This is a genomic window from Paenibacillus periandrae (assembly GCF_022458865.1).
GTDB classification, from domain to species: domain Bacteria; phylum Bacillota; class Bacilli; order Paenibacillales; family NBRC-103111; genus Paenibacillus_S; species Paenibacillus_S periandrae.
Genome location: NZ_JAJNMU010000028.1, coordinates 1 through 16434 on the forward strand (window position 1 = coordinate 1; position 16434 = coordinate 16434).

Annotated in this window: 10 protein-coding genes and 1 pseudogene; 2 read left to right on the forward strand and 9 right to left on the reverse strand. The window is 47.9% G+C overall.

What is annotated here, in order from left to right; translation table 11 throughout:
* The 5 genes and pseudogenes from LRL21_RS35750 to zwf all read right to left on the reverse strand — a co-directional run.
* A pseudogene (locus tag LRL21_RS35750) lies at positions 1-1409 on the reverse strand (fibronectin type III domain-containing protein); the annotation flags it as partial.
* 422 nt (positions 1410-1831) lie between these two features.
* The gene (gene ltrA, locus LRL21_RS35755) at positions 1832-3133 is read right to left on the reverse strand and encodes a group II intron reverse transcriptase/maturase (protein WP_240420591.1); all 1302 of its coding nucleotides are present in this window, start codon (positions 3131-3133) and stop codon (positions 1832-1834) included.
* A 645-nt stretch (positions 3134-3778) separates the two neighbouring features.
* Positions 3779-4447: a fructose-6-phosphate aldolase gene (gene fsa / locus LRL21_RS35760; protein WP_240420592.1), complete on the reverse strand. Its 669-nt coding sequence runs from the start codon at positions 4445-4447 to the stop codon at positions 3779-3781.
* Positions 4448-4558: 111 nt separating this feature from the next.
* The gene (tkt, locus tag LRL21_RS35765) at positions 4559-6550 is read right to left on the reverse strand and encodes a transketolase (protein ID WP_240420593.1); all 1992 of its coding nucleotides are present in this window, start codon (positions 6548-6550) and stop codon (positions 4559-4561) included.
* Positions 6528-8051 (reverse strand): glucose-6-phosphate dehydrogenase, encoded by a 1524-nt coding sequence (gene zwf / locus LRL21_RS35770; RefSeq protein WP_240420594.1) that lies wholly within the window; start codon positions 8049-8051, stop codon positions 6528-6530. The genes tkt and zwf overlap by 23 nt, the downstream gene beginning before the upstream one ends.
* A gap of 125 nt (positions 8052-8176) precedes the next feature.
* Here zwf and LRL21_RS35775 point away from each other — a divergent pair, with 125 nt between their 5' ends.
* Together LRL21_RS35775 and LRL21_RS35780 are read left to right on the forward strand one after the other, a co-directional pair.
* The gene (locus tag LRL21_RS35775) at positions 8177-9052 is read left to right on the forward strand and encodes a LysR family transcriptional regulator (RefSeq protein WP_240420672.1); all 876 of its coding nucleotides are present in this window, start codon (positions 8177-8179) and stop codon (positions 9050-9052) included.
* A 265-nt stretch (positions 9053-9317) separates the two neighbouring features.
* Positions 9318-10274 (forward strand): WD40/YVTN/BNR-like repeat-containing protein, encoded by a 957-nt coding sequence (locus LRL21_RS35780; protein ID WP_240420595.1) that lies wholly within the window; start codon positions 9318-9320, stop codon positions 10272-10274.
* Between the two features lie 128 nt (positions 10275-10402).
* Here LRL21_RS35780 and LRL21_RS35785 read toward each other — a convergent pair whose 3' ends face one another.
* The 4 genes from LRL21_RS35785 to LRL21_RS35800 form a co-directional block, all read right to left on the reverse strand.
* Positions 10403-11377 (reverse strand): amidohydrolase family protein, encoded by a 975-nt coding sequence (locus LRL21_RS35785; RefSeq protein ID WP_240420596.1) that lies wholly within the window; start codon positions 11375-11377, stop codon positions 10403-10405.
* Positions 11286-12194 (reverse strand): aldo/keto reductase, encoded by a 909-nt coding sequence (locus tag LRL21_RS35790; RefSeq protein WP_240420597.1) that lies wholly within the window; start codon positions 12192-12194, stop codon positions 11286-11288. Before LRL21_RS35790 ends, LRL21_RS35785 begins: the two co-directional genes overlap by 92 nt.
* 15 nt (positions 12195-12209) lie before the next feature.
* Entirely contained in the window at positions 12210-14306 is a 2097-nt protein-coding gene (locus LRL21_RS35795; RefSeq protein WP_240420598.1) for a hypothetical protein, read from the reverse strand.
* Positions 14307-14371: 65 nt separating this feature from the next.
* Positions 14372-16336, reverse strand: coding sequence for a DUF8034 domain-containing protein (locus LRL21_RS35800; protein WP_240420599.1), 1965 nt, complete (start codon positions 16334-16336; stop codon positions 14372-14374).
* Positions 16337-16434: the final 98 nt, after the last annotated feature.

The window sequence follows — 16434 nt, forward strand, 5'->3', positions numbered from 1 at the left end:
GTATTCAGGCTATTGCTGCTGGAGCGGTACACTTGATACTGCAGCGCACTTGACGCACTTACCGCATCCGCGGCCTTCGTCCAGTTCAATGTTACTCCTGTACCAGTGAGAGCTGAAGTGCTTATCGCCCCAACGGAAACAACCGGCGACGTCATGTCTGGCGTCACAACCTGCTTCGTTGTGTAGGCCGTCTTATTGCCCGCCTCATCCTTCACAATGACATTAAAGTAATAGGTTGCACCTTCCGCTAGTCCCGCTACACTATAGGTGCCGATATCCGCCGTATAGCTGCCCACTGTTGTTCCGTTGGCTTCGATATTTGCCACTGTATTCAGGCTATTGCTGCTGGAGCGGTACACTTGATACTGCAGCGCACTTGACGCACTTACCGCATCCGCGGCCTTCGTCCAGTTCAATGTTACTCCTGTACCAGTGAGAGCTGAAGTGCTTATCGTCCCAACGGAAACAACCGGCGACGTCATGTCTGGCGTCACAACCTGCTTCGTTGTGTAGGCCGTCTTATTGCCCGCCTCATCCTTCACAATGACATTAAAGTAATAAGTTGCACCTTCCGCTAGTCCCGCTACACTATAGGTGCCGATATCCGCCGTATAGCTGCCCACTGCTGTCCCGTTGGCTTCGATATTTGCTATCGTGTTGAGATTGTTACTGCTGGAGCGGTACACTTGATACTGCAGCGCGTTTGACGCACTTACCGTATCCGAGGCCTTCGTCCAGTTCAATGTTACTCCTGTACCGGTGAGACCTGATGTGGTGAGCGTACCGTCAGACACTGTTGGTGGCGTGACGTCCGCGCCCACCACATTGGCTATCGTAATATTATCAAAGTTTAAATTCGATGGTGCCAAGGTATTTGCGAATTTCCACGTTATCGTAATAGAGGCAACATTGTCGTAACTATAAGGTGACCCACCAAGCAAGCTGCTCAATTGAGCGGTAGTACTTGTAAGGATGACAGTCCCTGAGTTAGAGAGCGTAGCAATTGTAGCGCCCCCCGTATCTTTTAAGACTACAGAAAGCGAGGTAAGATTCTGACCTGATGCTTCATAAGAACTTATACCCAAATCCCTAAAGGTAAATGTCCTGCAGGTTGCCGTGCCTTCAGCCTTGATAACAAGAGTCCCTGATGTGTTAGCAGTTTGCTGATTCTCAGACCATAATTGTGTACCTGCAATAGCAAAACCATTGCTCACAATGAACTTATCAGCAAAGCTCGCATAACCGGTGCCTCCGCTATTATTCGCTTTTAATGGTCCACTGAAGTCGTAGGTGCCATTGGCTGTTCCACTAGATACTGCATATACATTTGAAGAATTTACACCAAATACAGTTACAAAAATGAGCAAAATGAATAACAACAGGCTGAATTTTCCAAAATATTTTCGCATAATGCCTCTAACCTCCGAAACCTAATTTTTGAACTTTACAGATCATGTGACGGTGAATGAGTCACCTCGTTTTATTAAGAGGAATATGAGGACGAACTTATAACTTTCATACTATAAGTCTACAATAGCCCAATAAAAGAATAATGAAAGAATCGAGCATTTTATAGAAAAAACTGCGTTATATCGCGATTTTATTAAATTTCCAACTATTTAAATATGAATAGATCGTCGGTAATGTCATCATGCTCTTGTACATTTACCTATGACAACATCCTGATTGTAGAGTAGAGAACTGAAATTTCTAAGGAGGGCGTATGCCCTCTTTATTTACTTTTTCAGCTCCCCCTTCATCAAACCGGACGTGAAGTTTTCCTTCATCCGGCTTTCCGATGTTCTTCTTTCTTCCGCGTTACGGTACTTCCCTAACCTACAAGTTTCTTTAATCCAGAACACTGAGCTACAAGGCCCGCTAATCTGGAGTTGCTGTGCTTCTTACGACGATTTCTCTTCTTGTTCCAAAACAGCATCAGTCTTTTTCGAATATACCAATCGATTTTATTCAGAAATAGATCGGCAAAGGCGTCCATCGCGTAGTAGTTTCTCCACCCCTGTATTTTCGAGTTGAGTTCTTCGACCATTCGGTTCATGGTCCAGAACAATCGGTTACGTGGCTCTGTGACTTCTTTTACCTTCTCTCTCATCTTCTTCATGGCTTTCTTCGAAGGGTAGCTTCGCAGGGTATAGCGGTCCACTCCCTTTATCTGTTTTGGGATTTTTCGGTGTTGCATGCCGAGAAAGTCAAATCCTGCTTTGTCACCCCATAGGTTGATCAATTTGGATTTGGACGTATTCATCTGTAGTTCGAGTTTCCCGAATACAGCTTTTAATACGTCGATTGATGTCAAGGCTTGCTCCTTGGTTTTGCATAGGATGACGAGATCGTCCGCATAGCGGACCAGTGTCCCCAGTTCAGTGAATTTCTTCTCCCAGATCGTATCGAGGTAGTTCAGATAGATGTTTGCAAGTAATGGACTAATGACTCCGCCCTGAGGGCTTCCGAGGTCGGTTTCGTAAAACTGATCATCTTTCACGAAGCCTGCTTTTAGCCATTTCCGGATGAGCTTGAGTATTCTTCTGTCGCTTATCCGCTCTTCCACAAGCTTCATTAGTTTCTCATGCGAAATGTTGTCGAAGTACCCGGCGATATCCACGTCTACTACCCAGTAAACACCTTTCTTTACCTCGCGTCGGATGTGGCGAATAGCTCCTTTAGCATCCCGTTTTGGGCGGAATCCATAAGAGAACTCCTTGAAATCCGTTTCAAAGATGGGCTCCATCACCCATTTCGTTGCCATTTGTACCACGCGATCACGCACAGCAGGAATTCCAAGAGGACGAAGTTTTCCGTCCTGCTTCGGTATCTCCTTGCGCCTTGCCGGTAACGGATGATAGGTGCCTGCGATCAGCTGTTCCCGAATTTCCTCAACGAATTTCTCTTCCCCGTAGGTCTTTACGATGTGGTCGATGGTTATCCCGTCCACACCTCCACTGCCCTTATTGCCTTTGACTCGTCTCCATGCTTCCCAAAGGATATCTTCCCGATAAATCTTGTCGTAGAGGGCATGAAACCTTCGTTTCGGATTTTCCTTGGCGGTAAGATATAGCTTGTTTTGAAGTTCTTGAGCTTTTACTTTGGCGTAGTTAGCAGGTTTGACTGCATTCACTCACTCGTACCTCCTTCACTTGCTTGAACAAAGCAGGGGCTCTTCCCTCCATGAGGTTTTGTTGTCCTCACTTCATCGGTAATACGGCCCCCTCCGACTCCCTTCCCGCAGCTCGCCACTTCACCTTTTGGGCTTATAGGTCCGCTCCTTACGAAAAAAAAAAATCTCGTGCGGGGGAGGGTCTCCCTAGTTCCAGACACAACTTTCCCAGCATGCCGATCCCCATACGCCGGAGAGTTCTTCCGCGCTGCACTTCCAAGGGCTTCACGCGTTCCATGGTCTTCGCCCAATTTCCCGGGGCTCAACTCTCTCTTGTCCTTTTCAGGTCTTTTTTGACGACGCGGCAGGATTCAATTCATGTTACGGCCTGTTGTTTTGCTCGCTCCCCTTTTGGGGCTACTTTGTCACAGGGCTTCAACCTTAGGATCTCTCCACCAGTTGCCTGTTAGCTACGAGGCGACTTGGCTCTTACCTCGATTGATCTTTCATCAATTAGTTGTGCCTAGCTTGGCTAGGCGCGCACAAAATAAAAAAGCCGCAATTTTTTGCGACTCTTAAGGAAAGAGGAAATGAGCAGCAAGCAAAAAAAAGAAACCCGGGTTCTTAAAAACCGGGGTTCTTGCCATACTGATTACTGAGTGTGAATTAAACTTGTACTGTTTTTTTCCAATCGGCAGCGAATTTATCCATACCTTGATCCGTTAGAGGATGTTTGGTCAATTGTTCGATAACAGCGAAAGGAACGGTTGCGATATGCGCGCCAGCCATTGCCACGCGTGTCACGTGATCGGGATTACGTACAGATGCCGCGATGATTTGTGCATCCAGCTTATGAGTACGGAACAATTCAGCGATTTTCGTCACAAGCAAAACGCCGTCTTCTGAAATATCATCCAAGCGGCCCAGGAACGGGGAGACATAAGTTGCTCCAGCGCGAGCGGCTAAAAGCGCCTGGTTTACAGTAAAGATCAGGGTTACGTTCGTTTTTACACCTTTTTTCGTCAGGTAACGGCATGCTTCTAAACCTGCCAATGTCATCGGAAGCTTGATGGTGATGTTTTTGTCGTTATTGTTGATTTTGATAAGTTCATTCGCTTGGGCGATCATGTCCTCAGCTGTTATTGCATCAGGCGTTACTTCGGCCGAAACGGATTCAACCTCAGGCACTTCGCGCAAAATTTCAGCGATACGATCTTCGAATTTAACGCCTTCTTTGGCAACTAGGGACGGATTAGTCGTAACACCGGACAAAATGCCCACTTTGTAAGCCTTTTTGATATCTACCAGGTTTGCAGTGTCGATAAAGAATTTCATTGTTATTACCTCCGGTTATATAGTTATATTTTAAATGACTTGCACAATCCGGCATAATCTCCAATAACATTCCAACTATGCACGGACTGCTGTTCTATTCTTACTATATTACTATAACAACTCTTTCGTCAAACGAACCACGTTATCCACAGAGAATCCAAAGTATTGCAAGACCTCAGCTCCTGGTCCTGAAGCGCCGAAGGTATCAATGGATAATACATTGCCGCTTGGTCCTGTGTAACGCTCCCAGCCGAGTGAAATACCAGCTTCTATAGCTAAACGCTTCGGAACAGCAGCAGGTAGTACCGATTCCTTATAAGCTTCTGTTTGGCGGCTAAACAGCTCACGGCTCGGCATCGCCACTACGCGTACAGAGATATTATCCTTCTCAAGCTCAGCTTTGGCGTTCACGGCCAAGGAAACTTCGGAACCGGTAGCGATCAGGAGTACATCCGGCTGATTGTTGGTTTCCGTCAGAACGTATGCTCCTTTGGCTACCCCTTCCACATTGCCTTTGGTTGCATCGTAGATAGGCAGATTCTGTCTGCTCAGCACGAGAGCAACTGGACCTTCATTTTGCTGCAAGGCATAAGCCCATGCACTTGCCGTTTCGTTGGCATCCGTAGGACGAATGACCGTAAGTCCCGGAATGGTACGTAGCGCTGCTAAATGCTCAACGGGTTCATGCGTAGGTCCATCTTCGCCGACAGCCACTGAATCATGCGTGAATACGTAAATAACAGGCAGCTTCTGCAGTGCAGCCAGTCGGATCGACGGACGCAGGTAATCACTGAATACGAAGAACGTGCTTACGAAGGGTTTAACACCTCCGTGCAGTGCCATACCGTTGCCAGCAGCGCCCATGGCATGCTCGCGAACACCAAAGTAGATGTTACGTCCAGCATACGATTCAACTGCAAAAATTTGCTCCCCGCTAATGTCAGTCATCGTCGAATGAGACAAGTCCGCGCTGCCGCCAAAAATCGAAGGAACTGATTTAACGAAATGATTGATCGCTTGACCGCTTGCTACGCGAGTTGAAATTGTCTTGGAAGAATCGAAAGTAAGGATGTCCGCGGCATCGATCACAACGGAACCATCGATGACTTGTTCAAGCTCTGCACCAAGCGCTGGATGCTGATCTTTATATGAGGAGAACAATTGGTTCCATGCTGCTTCTTTCGCTTCGCCATTTTGTTTAAGCTGTGCAAAATGAGCTTTCACTTCTGCCGGAACCGTGAATTCTTCCTCGTACTTCCAGCCATAAGCTTCCTTGGTTGCCTTTGCTTCTTCTTTGCCAAGTGGATTGCCATGTGCTTTATTCGTTCCCGCTACTTTACTTCCGTATCCAATAATGGTCCGGATTTCGATAATCGTCGGCTGGGAATCATTGAGCTTGGCAGCTTCGATTGCTTTAGCAATTTGCTCGATGTCGTTGCCGTCTTCAACTCTTAAATACTGCCAATGCGCTGATTCTGCTCTCTTTTGAATGTTCTCTCCGAAGGAAAGGTTGAGGTCTCCATCCAAGGAAATGTCATTGGAATCATACAATACAACTAATTTGTTCAGCTTCATATGTCCGGCCATGGACATCGCCTCGTAAGAGATCCCTTCCATCAAGCAGCCATCGCCTACGAGCGCATACGTGTAGTGATCGACGACCGGGAATCCACTCTGATTAAACTTTGAAGCCAGATGCGCTTCAGCCATCGCCATACCTACAGCCATAGCAATACCTTGTCCAAGAGGACCTGTTGTAGCATCAACGCCATCCGTGTGGCCAAATTCAGGATGTCCAGGTGTTTTGCTGTTCAGCTTGCGGAACTGCTTCACATCTTCTATAGAAAGCTTATAGCCAGACAAATGCAGAAGGCTGTACAGTAAAGCAGAGCCATGCCCTGCGGATAATACGAAACGATCGCGATTGAACCATTTTGAATTGGCGGGATTGTGGTTGAGGCTTTTACCCCAAAGTGCATACGCCATAGGCGCTGCACCCATTGGCAGTCCCGGATGTCCGGAATTAGCCGCGTTAGTAGCATCGATCGATAACGTACGAATCGTATCAATAGCCAGTTGATCAATTGTTTGTGTGGTAGGCATATTGTTCTCCTTTTATGGATTTGATTTCGGTTTCCGACTTCTCATCGAACCACCAGTGATAGCCGTCCTGCTCCAACAGTTCATCAGATTCGGCAGGACCATAGGTGCCGGCTGCATAGGAATGAAGCGGAACCAGATTCTCTTTGTAAGCATCTAAAATAGGCTGAACCCATTGCCATGACAATTCGACCTCGTCCCAGTGCGCGAAGAAGGTAGGATCTCCATGCAAAGCGTCACGAATCAAATTCTCGTAAGCCTCGGGCACATGATCCCGATTTTCATGAAAGTCGATGTGCATGGGCTTGAACTTCCCTTTGTTCAAAGGATCTCTTGTATTTAATTGGAGCGATATGCCTTCGTGGGGACCGATTTCAATTACGAGCAGATTAGGTGTTTTGTTGTCATCATTGGACCCAGGCTGCTTTAAAGGTTCCTTGAATTCGATCACGAGTCGCGTTGATTTGTCCTTCATTCTTTTGCCTGTACGGATATAAAAAGGAACGCCGCGCCAAAAATAATCATCGATTTGCAGCTTAGCTGCGATAAAGGTGTCATTGCTTGAGGTTGCCGCAATATTCGGTTCGGATGTATAACCGACCACAGATTGTCCTTGAATCGTTCCTGCTGCATACTGCCCGCGGATAACAGAGGAACTGACATCTTCTTTTTGCAGCTTTTCCAGAGATTCCATCACGAGCTTCTTTTTGTATCGGATATTCTCTGAAGTACTGTTGTTTGGAAGGTGGATCGTCAGCATCATGAGCAATTGCAGCATATGGTTTTGGAACATGTCTCTAACCGCGCCAACATGGTCGTAATAGCCAGCCCGCTCTTCAACACCGACGATTTCATTTGCCGTTATTTGAACGTTAGCAATGTAACGGTTGTTCCATAATGCCTGAAGGACAGGATTGCTTTGCTGCAGAACCTCAAGCTTTTGTACCATGGGTTTGCCAAGATAATGGTCCACTCGAAATATTTCATCTTCTGTAAAAACTTTGCTCAGATTATGATTCAAATCCCGAGCAGATTGCAAATCATGACCGAAAGGCTTCTCGATCACCAAACGCTTCCAGCCATTCGCTGAACCAAGTCCGCTCTCATGAATGTTGGCTGTAATCGGTTCAAAAAATTCAGGTCCTACGGACAAATAAAACATCCGATTCGGCTCCATGCGTTGCTCTTCTTCCTGCTGTTCAATCAGCTTCAGCAGCTTCTGATAATCTTCTTTGCGGCCAACATCGAGAACGCTATAACGGAATGCCCGCAGGAACTTTTTCATGATATCGGGATCATTCGCTTCGCGCCTGGAAAACATATGGAGTGATTGCTCGACATTTGCTTGAAAGGTTTGATCGGATAGTTCTCTTCTTCCCAGCCCGATCACGGAGAAGGATTGAGGTAGTTTCTGATCAATGAACAAATTATATATGGCTGGATAAATTTTTCTTTTGGCTAAATCCCCAGTCGCTCCAAATAAGACAAACGTGGTAGCTTCCATTTCTCTCTCTCCTTCCAGCAGGGCCTTCATCATTAGCTCTGGATTCTATTTCCTTTATCCACTATAATACGAATATCACCTATACAGGTAATTAATATATTTAACAGGGGCTATAGACCGTGTCTATGATCAATTACGAATTATACAAGGTTTTTTATTGGGCAGCGAAGACAGGAAGCTTGTCTAAAGCCGCCAAATCGTTGTTCATCACCCAGCCGAGCGTCAGCCACGCCATCAAGCAGCTGGAAGACAGTTTTGGGATCACCTTGTTTTACCGGAATTCCAAAGGCGTTGCCTTAACACAAGAGGGCGTCACCCTGTATTCCTATATTGAGAAGTCTCAGATTCTAATCGCACTGGCAGAGGAAAAGATGGCTGCACTTAAAAATCTGGACAGCGGCGAGCTGCGGATCGGCGGAAGTGATTCGTTGTTCAAGCACTATATGCTTCCTTATCTGGAAAGCTATCATCAGAAGCATCCCGGCATCAAGCTGCATCTGAATCATGGGACGACGCCAGAAACCATTGCATTTTTAAAAGAGGGAAGAATCGATTTGGGCGTCGTTCGAATGCCTATTGTCGATTCTCAGCTGGAAGTAATGAAGGGCATTCAGCTGCAGGATTGTTTTGTGGCGGGGGCTCATTATGCCGAGCTTAAGGGCAGAGTACTTTCACTGGAGTTGCTGCTTCAGTACCCCATCATCCTATTCTCGCGCAATAGCAGGGTACGAATGGCGATCACAGAGCTATTTGAAAGCTATGGGTATGAGATCAAACCAGAAATTGAAGTGGGAAGCGTGGATCTTCTCATCGAGTTTGCGCGGAAAGGACTCGGTATCTCCTACATAACCAAAGAATTTATTTCCAAGGAACTGGAGGAAGGCTCACTGTTTGAAATTCAATTAGATATCAAGATGCCGCCTTCCCAAGTAGGCTTCATGATCATGCGCAATATGCCGCTTTCCAACGCGGCAAGCAAGTTTATCGAGCTTGTGAAATAGCACAACCTGTACTTATAGGATCATACAAACAACGAAAATTAAAGCATCCGCAGCACGGTTAAAACCGGATGGGATGCTTTTCTTTTCACACACATCATAATTTCCTTTAGAGTCATCAGCCACCGCCCCATTTACAATCCATAGCTCCGCAGGATCGCTCCATACGCAATCTACCTTGCTGCAGCGACTTTTTATTACTATAAAACGTCTATTATGTATAACCGAGAGGTGAAAGTTTCTTGCATGATTCAGGAGGGAATATTCCATGAGACAAAGAGATAGGCACATCTTAAACATGAAAAATATAAGTAAGAAGACCGTCCGTTTTGGTGCAGTCGTACTCTTGAGCGGGGCACTTGGATTATTGACCGCTTGCACATTCGGAATAGGTCAGAAGGATAGCTTTGCCCTGCTAACACCAACTTCCTCTTCCCACAGCTCCAACAGTGAGCATGTAATTGCGCACGAACCAGTTAACTCATATTCGCTTGACAAAGAAGGCAACGTATCTGTTTCGTACCAGAATGGGAAAGTAAAAGCAAGGGTACCATTAAAATTAGATACAACGGGAACCACCATCGGTATGAGCAAGGAGGATACAGGCTTTTATATATCCGACGATAAAACCGCTATTGTGTATGGTTTTGCAGATGGGCAGTCATCACCGCTGCATGTATTGATTAGTAATGATATGGGGAAAACGTGGAATGACTATGAAATTAAAGGGGCAATGGGGTATGATAAGAAATTCATCGGTTTCACAACAAAAAATGACGGTTGGCTGGTCTCCGGCGGTTCAGCAGGTGTCGGACGTTCGCTGAATCATGTGTATCAGACCTCGAACGGCGGCCTAACATGGAACGAACTGGGTAACCCGAACGATCTATACTCAGAACAATTGACGGGTGCAGGCTTTTCCAATAAGGACATCGGGTTTTTGGGGTTCAGATATTATTCGGACAATGGACCCAACGTTTATTGGACCATAAATCAAGGGCAATCATGGGAAAAGCTTTCTATACTGCTTCCAGCCAAATACAATGAATATCAAAAAACTCCCCTTTCCCCTATTTTCAATGGAAAAGAGGGGCTTTTCCCCCTCGTGCTTCATAAGAACGGTAACGTGACAGATACCATTTATCTAATTAGTAATGACTATGGCCTAACATGGAATTATGAGGCATCACACGATAAGCTGGATAGCTCGATGACTTCTTTTTGATTGCAACTGTAAACCGCAGCCTGTATAGCTCCTCTCCAAGTTAACACAATGGAGTGGGTCACACCGTTCCAATCGGGCTCCCACCATAACATCACCTCTGCTGTCGTTTCACAGAAAAGTGTCCGGTTTCAGCGTCTTAAGTAAAAGCGTTCCGCATTGCCGCAGCGGAGTACATCTAGCTGCTCGTCTGTCAGCCCGCTTCCAAGCACCTCGTTGAACAACCGTGTGACATCCTCGTAGCTGCCAGCCTGCAAAGCAACTGGCCAATCGCTGCCATACATGAGGCGCTTTGTGCCAAACCACTCCAACAGCTGCTTCACATATCCGCGCAGCCGCTCAGGATGGAATCCGCCGGCTGGTGTAATCATGCCGGAAAGCTTGCACATAACATGAGGATAGGCCGACACTTTCTTCATTCCTTCCGCCCATTGACCAGCACTCGTCTCAGCCGCCGACAGCGGGGAACCCAGATGATTCACGACGCCCCGCAATAATGGCACAGTCTCCAGCAGCTGTACGACATACGGCAAATCTGCCGGCCGGACTAAAAGGTCGACATTGAATTCGTCAGCGGCCATCTGCCGGATATGAGACAGTCTCCTGCCGTGCTTTTCTTCAAGCGCACAGCGAATTTCAGCGCCGCCGAGCCGGATGCCGATAAACCGCGGATTGCTGCGGAGCTTTTCGTAAACGTCCAAAAAATCTCTATCAGCGATATCCAACCAACCGACGACACCGGCGATTAATGGATACTGTGCAGCTAATGTTAGCAAAAAACGAGTTTCCTCAACAGTCGAAGCAGCTTGCACGGCAATAACCTGATCGACTTGATATTTATTAAACGATGCCATCAACTGCTCGGGTAAATAATCTTGGTACAAAACCGACTTGTCCGGTGTAAGCCATCCGTAATCTCCCCGGTCCAGCTTCCAAAAATGGACATGGGCATCGATGTACATCCATACCACCTCTGCTTCGCTTGCATATTTTGATTGCTCTTTTTGTTTCCGCTTAATGATAAACCAGCGGTTTTCCTGCAAATAAGTCGAAAACCATCTGCTGGTCTGATTCTGCAAGCCCCTTACCGTCACAAAACGAAGCATTGTGCTTAATCATATCCGGGGTTGACGCACCGGACAACGTGACTGCGATATCCGGACAAGTCAAACTGAAGCGCATAGCCGCTTCAACCAGTCCATGCGGGCCCGGCGCTCTGAGAAATCGCAGCTGCTCCTTCCTTGCCTCCGTCTCCTCCATAATAGCTGCATGATTTAGCATAAAGCCCGCAGGCGTATCAGCTAAAATTCCCATATGAAGCGGACTGCCATTGATAACCGCGATATTGTATTCCCGTGTAAGCGGGAACAAATCCTCTCTTGCAGAATGATCCATCAGCGTATACCTGCAATAGGTTTGAACAGTATCCAACAGCCCCGTACGGATGTATGGCTCCAGAACTTCCAACCGCCGCGCATTAACGCCTATAGCCCGAATTTTGCCTTGCTCCTTCAGCTTCAAAAACGCTTCTATCGTTCCCTCCATGGATTCATTGAAAGTCGTAGACTCCGCTTCATGCAGCTGCATCACATCAATCCAATCAGTCTGCAGCCGCTGCAGGCTCTCCTCTACCGATTTTATTGTATTGGCATACGTATAGGCATCGCCGCGCATCACGGCCTTACTGGCCAGAACGACCTTATCCCTGTTGCCTTTAAGCCCTTTCCCCATTCGGCGTTCACTTTCACCCCGACCGTATAAAGGAGCTGTGTCATAGAACGTAATACCTTCATCCAGCGCTGCATGAATCGTACGGATTGCGTCCTCTTCGGCGGTATAACCGAAGTCACCTCCCAGCGGAGCGCCCCCCAGCCCAAGACGTGAAACCCATATACCAGTACGTCCAAGCCATGTATATTCCATCGTAATCCCCCCGCTTCAAAGATGTTCCAATGTAAAATGCAGCTTTAGCTTTGTATGGCCGACCAGCGTCCATTGAGCCAACCCGTAGTGGCCGTTCCGATTAGGCATCAGTCCGGGATGCAGTTCCAACGACGCCTCTGCGGCTCCAGTCCCTAGAAGCTGTTTGATTGTATAGACGACACTACCGTATTGAATAGAAACAGAGCCATCCGAGCTTTCGGACATTAGCGCCTTTTCTTTTCCATTCGTCTCCAGTAAAGGAACATTAACTGCAATCGCTGTAAGAAATGCACCCTCGGCCGCTTCCACTTCCCATTCAACCGTAACGCCTTGCCGAGAAATACAATAATGTTCCCTTATTATGCTGCAGCCTTCATTAGCCGGACGCGAAATAATATCCTCCCAAGCTCGACGCTGCACTTCTTCCGCCGCCACTCCGTTCACAGCTGGATTAAGCCCTGGAATTACCATTGAATTGCTCACGGCTTCATAAACGATTTCGAATTGCAAGGCTTGAAGGCCCGAGCATACCCTCTTTAAATCAGCCTGCCAAGCCTTAGCTTCCGGTTCCAACGGCTGTCCGTTTCGGTCCAGCGCGTGGTACACTTCATGCTTACGGCGGCCGTAATCGGCCAGACGGTGCCATGCGCCGTGTCCGTCCCGCCACTGCAAGCCGATTGCAGCCGCATGCAGCGGTGCAGGCAGCTCGTGCCTCGGCCGCATAAAAACAAGCGGAATTTCCCCGAAGCTGCCGGGGATTCCGACGGACAGAGCGGTCTCCCCCGGCAGGTCACGGCGGTGCAGGCGAACCCAGCCTGTCGCGTCCTGTCCAGCCTGGGCAGCCGTATCCATACACAGGTGGTAGCTACCTTGTGAAGGACTGCCTGCCGCATAAATGCGGTTAAACGACGGCAGGCTCAGCACATAATCTCCGGTATCGCAAGGAGCCGGCTGCTCCTCAATACTGTCATCCGCCAGCAGGTAACAGGATGCGGCGATTTTAGCCGCATACAGCAAATAGTTGGCGTAGTAGGCATACAGCTCATAACCGGCGCGGCTTGGCTCGGCAAAGCGATTTTTGACCGGACGGATAGAGTTGTCATCCGCTGTCGGCATCCACCGCTCAAGCGCCTCCATGGCCCGTCGGGCCGCCCGTTTAAAAACGCCGGCAAGTTGGGCATAACCTGATTTGTGATAGAGCAGAGCCTCGCGTTCACAGATGTGAGCGAAGGTCAGCTCGTTCCACAAAAATTGATTGCTCCGCCCCCCGCAGGACGTTTCACCGTTAACCGATTGTGTGAATAGCATTGTTAACGCGCCGCGCCTTAGCAGCGTATCCAACAGCCTGGAATATGGTCCCGAATAACCTTCAGCCAATAATCCGGCCAGGTTATCCCTTGCCGCCATATCATAAGCAGCTGGCAGGTTGGGATCGCGGTATAATCCTTCCGGCGTAAATCTCGGCATTTGCGCTTCCAAATATCGGTCAATAAATGCTTTGGTGAAGGCCAGACCGTCAGTGATACGCATCTGCTCCCCGAGCATCGCATAGGTCGCCCAATTGCGTACCTGCCGCAGCGGCATATGAGGCTCCACCTGAGAATAGACATGCTCCGGCTGGAAGGAAGCCAGTCCTTGCCTCCATACCGCCGAATTAACAGACATCCTGGTGTTCTTTTCCAGTATCCTGAGCGCCTTTATTAACATATGGGTCGTAAAATCGGCATGCCGATCCGGGACCCTATTATTGCTGAGCGCCGCTACGGCAGCATCCATGGCCTTAACAACCGGTTCCTCAAAGCCGCTGCATCGACCTGCCGATAGCAGAACTGCTCCTGTCATTGCAAAACTGGATGTTACGAACTGGCGTTCCTTATGGTCGAATGGATCTATAATAACTCCCGATTCATGCTGATATGGAATAAATTGTATAAATCTCGCTTCGGCAAAATCCAAATAACGCTCCTTGTTCCACCCCGTATGCTGCAGCTCAACAGACGGATCAGACTCTCGGGCAAAATAGCTTTCTATAAACGGCTGAACAGGATTGTCCCGCTCCAAGCTTTGTAAATACGCCAATTCATCCTCGGAAAGACAACTGCCACTGGACATGCTCGATCCTCCATCCTTTGTATGGAATGCTTACGATTCCTTGGGCTGCTGTATACATATCTGATCTATAAGCTTCTTCCGTGAATGATGCCTCCGGCTTCTGCTTCTCCGTACCACGGCGTATAATAGGTCGGCTTGTTACTGTATCGCTTCATGAACAGTTTAAGCCTGATACCCGTGCCGGGTGGAAGCTGGATTTCAAGCCATTTACTGTCCAATGAAACGCGTGTTAGCTCCTGTTGCTGATCATCAAGCGTCACAGCTTCCGTAAATTGATGCTCTCCGAAGCTTCCTCCCTGAATGATCAAGCTTCTTCCTTCCAGCAGGTTAAGATTTACCAGAGTTACTGTCGCTGCATCATCAGCAAGCTTCTCAATCAAAGCAGCCACCGATTCAGGAAGCCCCGGTCTTCTAAGCAAGGCATCATAATATCTTACCCTCGCATGCTGCAGACCACCGTGGGAAATATGCATTGGCGCGCCCAATGTAAGCTGTACAAGACTTTCAAAATAAACCGGACAAAATTCCTGCCAAAAGTGAATGCTGGACAAATCATCCGTATTGAACGTTCCATATTGCCATTGACGCGGATCGCCTGCCGTAGAACGCATTTTATCCAGCTGCTGCTTCAAAAGCCGGTGGTTGGCAAGCAATATTTGCTCTGGATAATCCGGCTTCAAGCCTTGAACGAATAAAAACCATGGATACGTATTTCCGATAAAATGCTTGGTCTCCTTGCGTGTTACCGGGTTTCGGCCGGAAACAGAGGGCACTTCGATATCGCGGTAATGAGGCTCCACCTCAATGCGTCGAACTCTGGCCAAATCCTCTGCCGCCATCGACACGGTCCATAGGCAAATCGAATGCTTCGGATCAGCCGGACGGTAATCCGTCCAACCGCTGTCAAAATGCTTATGTGGAACAAGATATTTACCGTTTTCTAGTTTACCAAGCTGCCAATTGCGGTCCAATTGATCGCGCGCTGGCTGCAATCTGGCGATATCGCCTGACATCAGGACCGCGTTCATAGCTGCATTGGTCAGCGGTTCGATGATCGTCATAAAGCCGTGCGGCCAACGCCAGCCGTAATAGCCGCCCCACCAGTTTCCGTTAAAGTTCTCGCCGATTTCACCGGACAGTCCCACGTTATCGGGCATGATGCCTCCGTTGCGTTCGGCCCTTTGTTCCCAGGCAGCATAATAATCGAGTACCCACTGCCGGAACTGCTCGTCGCCAGTGTACATATAAGCATTAGCAACGAGGCTGGTAGCATTCAGATTTAATGGAACGTCGCCCTTAGCCATACGCTCATTCATAAGTCGAACGATCTCGGTATAGACCGTATCATTGGACCAAGGGCATTTGCCGCTTGCGAAGTCGACGTCTGGAATATCCTCAAACGGAGCCAAATAATCGTCCAAAACGCCTCGATGGGTACACCAATCCTCTTCCGTCAGCATAAATTGTGGTCCTTTGCTGCCTGAGATCGGCGAACGAATCAACTGCAGCGTTTTGTCGTAATTCGGCACCTCAGGATCGTCTCCTGTATAAAATCGGGCGAATTTTACAGCGCGCTGAATATTTTTGGGCAAGCCCGGATCTATCAAGCCAAGAAAGTAAAAATATAAATAACCTTCACCGTGGTGCATCCAATCGTAATATGCGTCGAATTCATTATGAATTTGGCCATACTGCGTCCACTGCCACGTAAGGGTTTCCCACATGCTAATAGCAAGCTTGTGCACCTCCTCACTACCGCCTATTGCATACAGCAATGCCAAATTCATAAACGCTTCATAAGGATCGTCCGAGCCGTCCATACCTGGCCAATTGTCGCGCCAAATCAAGGTACCATCCGGATTCGTATAACGCTTGACGAACTCAACCGCAGCTTCATTCAAATTATTGAACAAATGACGCTGCAGCAGCGCCCATTGCGGCGGCATCCAGGCCGTTTGCGCAACTATCACCGGAATCGGCGCACTATCCAGCCTACTATTTTCATTTAAGCCTTGCATCCTGTAGTGCATCCTGTACATCCTCCTGAACGTTCTGCCCTGTCCGGCTTCCATCAAATGTCATGATTAAAAGATCGGAAAACGTGCTGATAAACAGATTTTCCGATGTG

Bases quoted from the DNA above. Each gene is read 5' to 3' on its own strand.
- tkt (WP_240420593.1), bottom strand. From the start codon at position 6,550: ATGCCTACCACACAAACAATTGATCAACTGGCTATTGATACGATTCGT.
- LRL21_RS35790 (WP_240420597.1), bottom strand. From the start codon at position 12,194: ATGGAATATACATGGCTTGGACGTACTGGTATATGGGTTTCACGTCTT.
- LRL21_RS35795 (WP_240420598.1), bottom strand. From the start codon at position 14,306: ATGTCCAGTGGCAGTTGTCTTTCCGAGGATGAATTGGCGTATTTACAA.
- fsa (WP_240420592.1), bottom strand. From the start codon at position 4,447: ATGAAATTCTTTATCGACACTGCAAACCTGGTAGATATCAAAAAGGCT.
- zwf (WP_240420594.1), bottom strand. From the start codon at position 8,051: ATGGAAGCTACCACGTTTGTCTTATTTGGAGCGACTGGGGATTTAGCC.
- LRL21_RS35780 (WP_240420595.1), top strand. From the start codon at position 9,318: ATGAGACAAAGAGATAGGCACATCTTAAACATGAAAAATATAAGTAAG.
- LRL21_RS35800 (WP_240420599.1), bottom strand. From the start codon at position 16,336: ATGCACTACAGGATGCAAGGCTTAAATGAAAATAGTAGGCTGGATAGT.
- LRL21_RS35785 (WP_240420596.1), bottom strand. From the start codon at position 11,377: ATGCTTCGTTTTGTGACGGTAAGGGGCTTGCAGAATCAGACCAGCAGA.
- LRL21_RS35775 (WP_240420672.1), top strand. From the start codon at position 8,177: ATGATCAATTACGAATTATACAAGGTTTTTTATTGGGCAGCGAAGACA.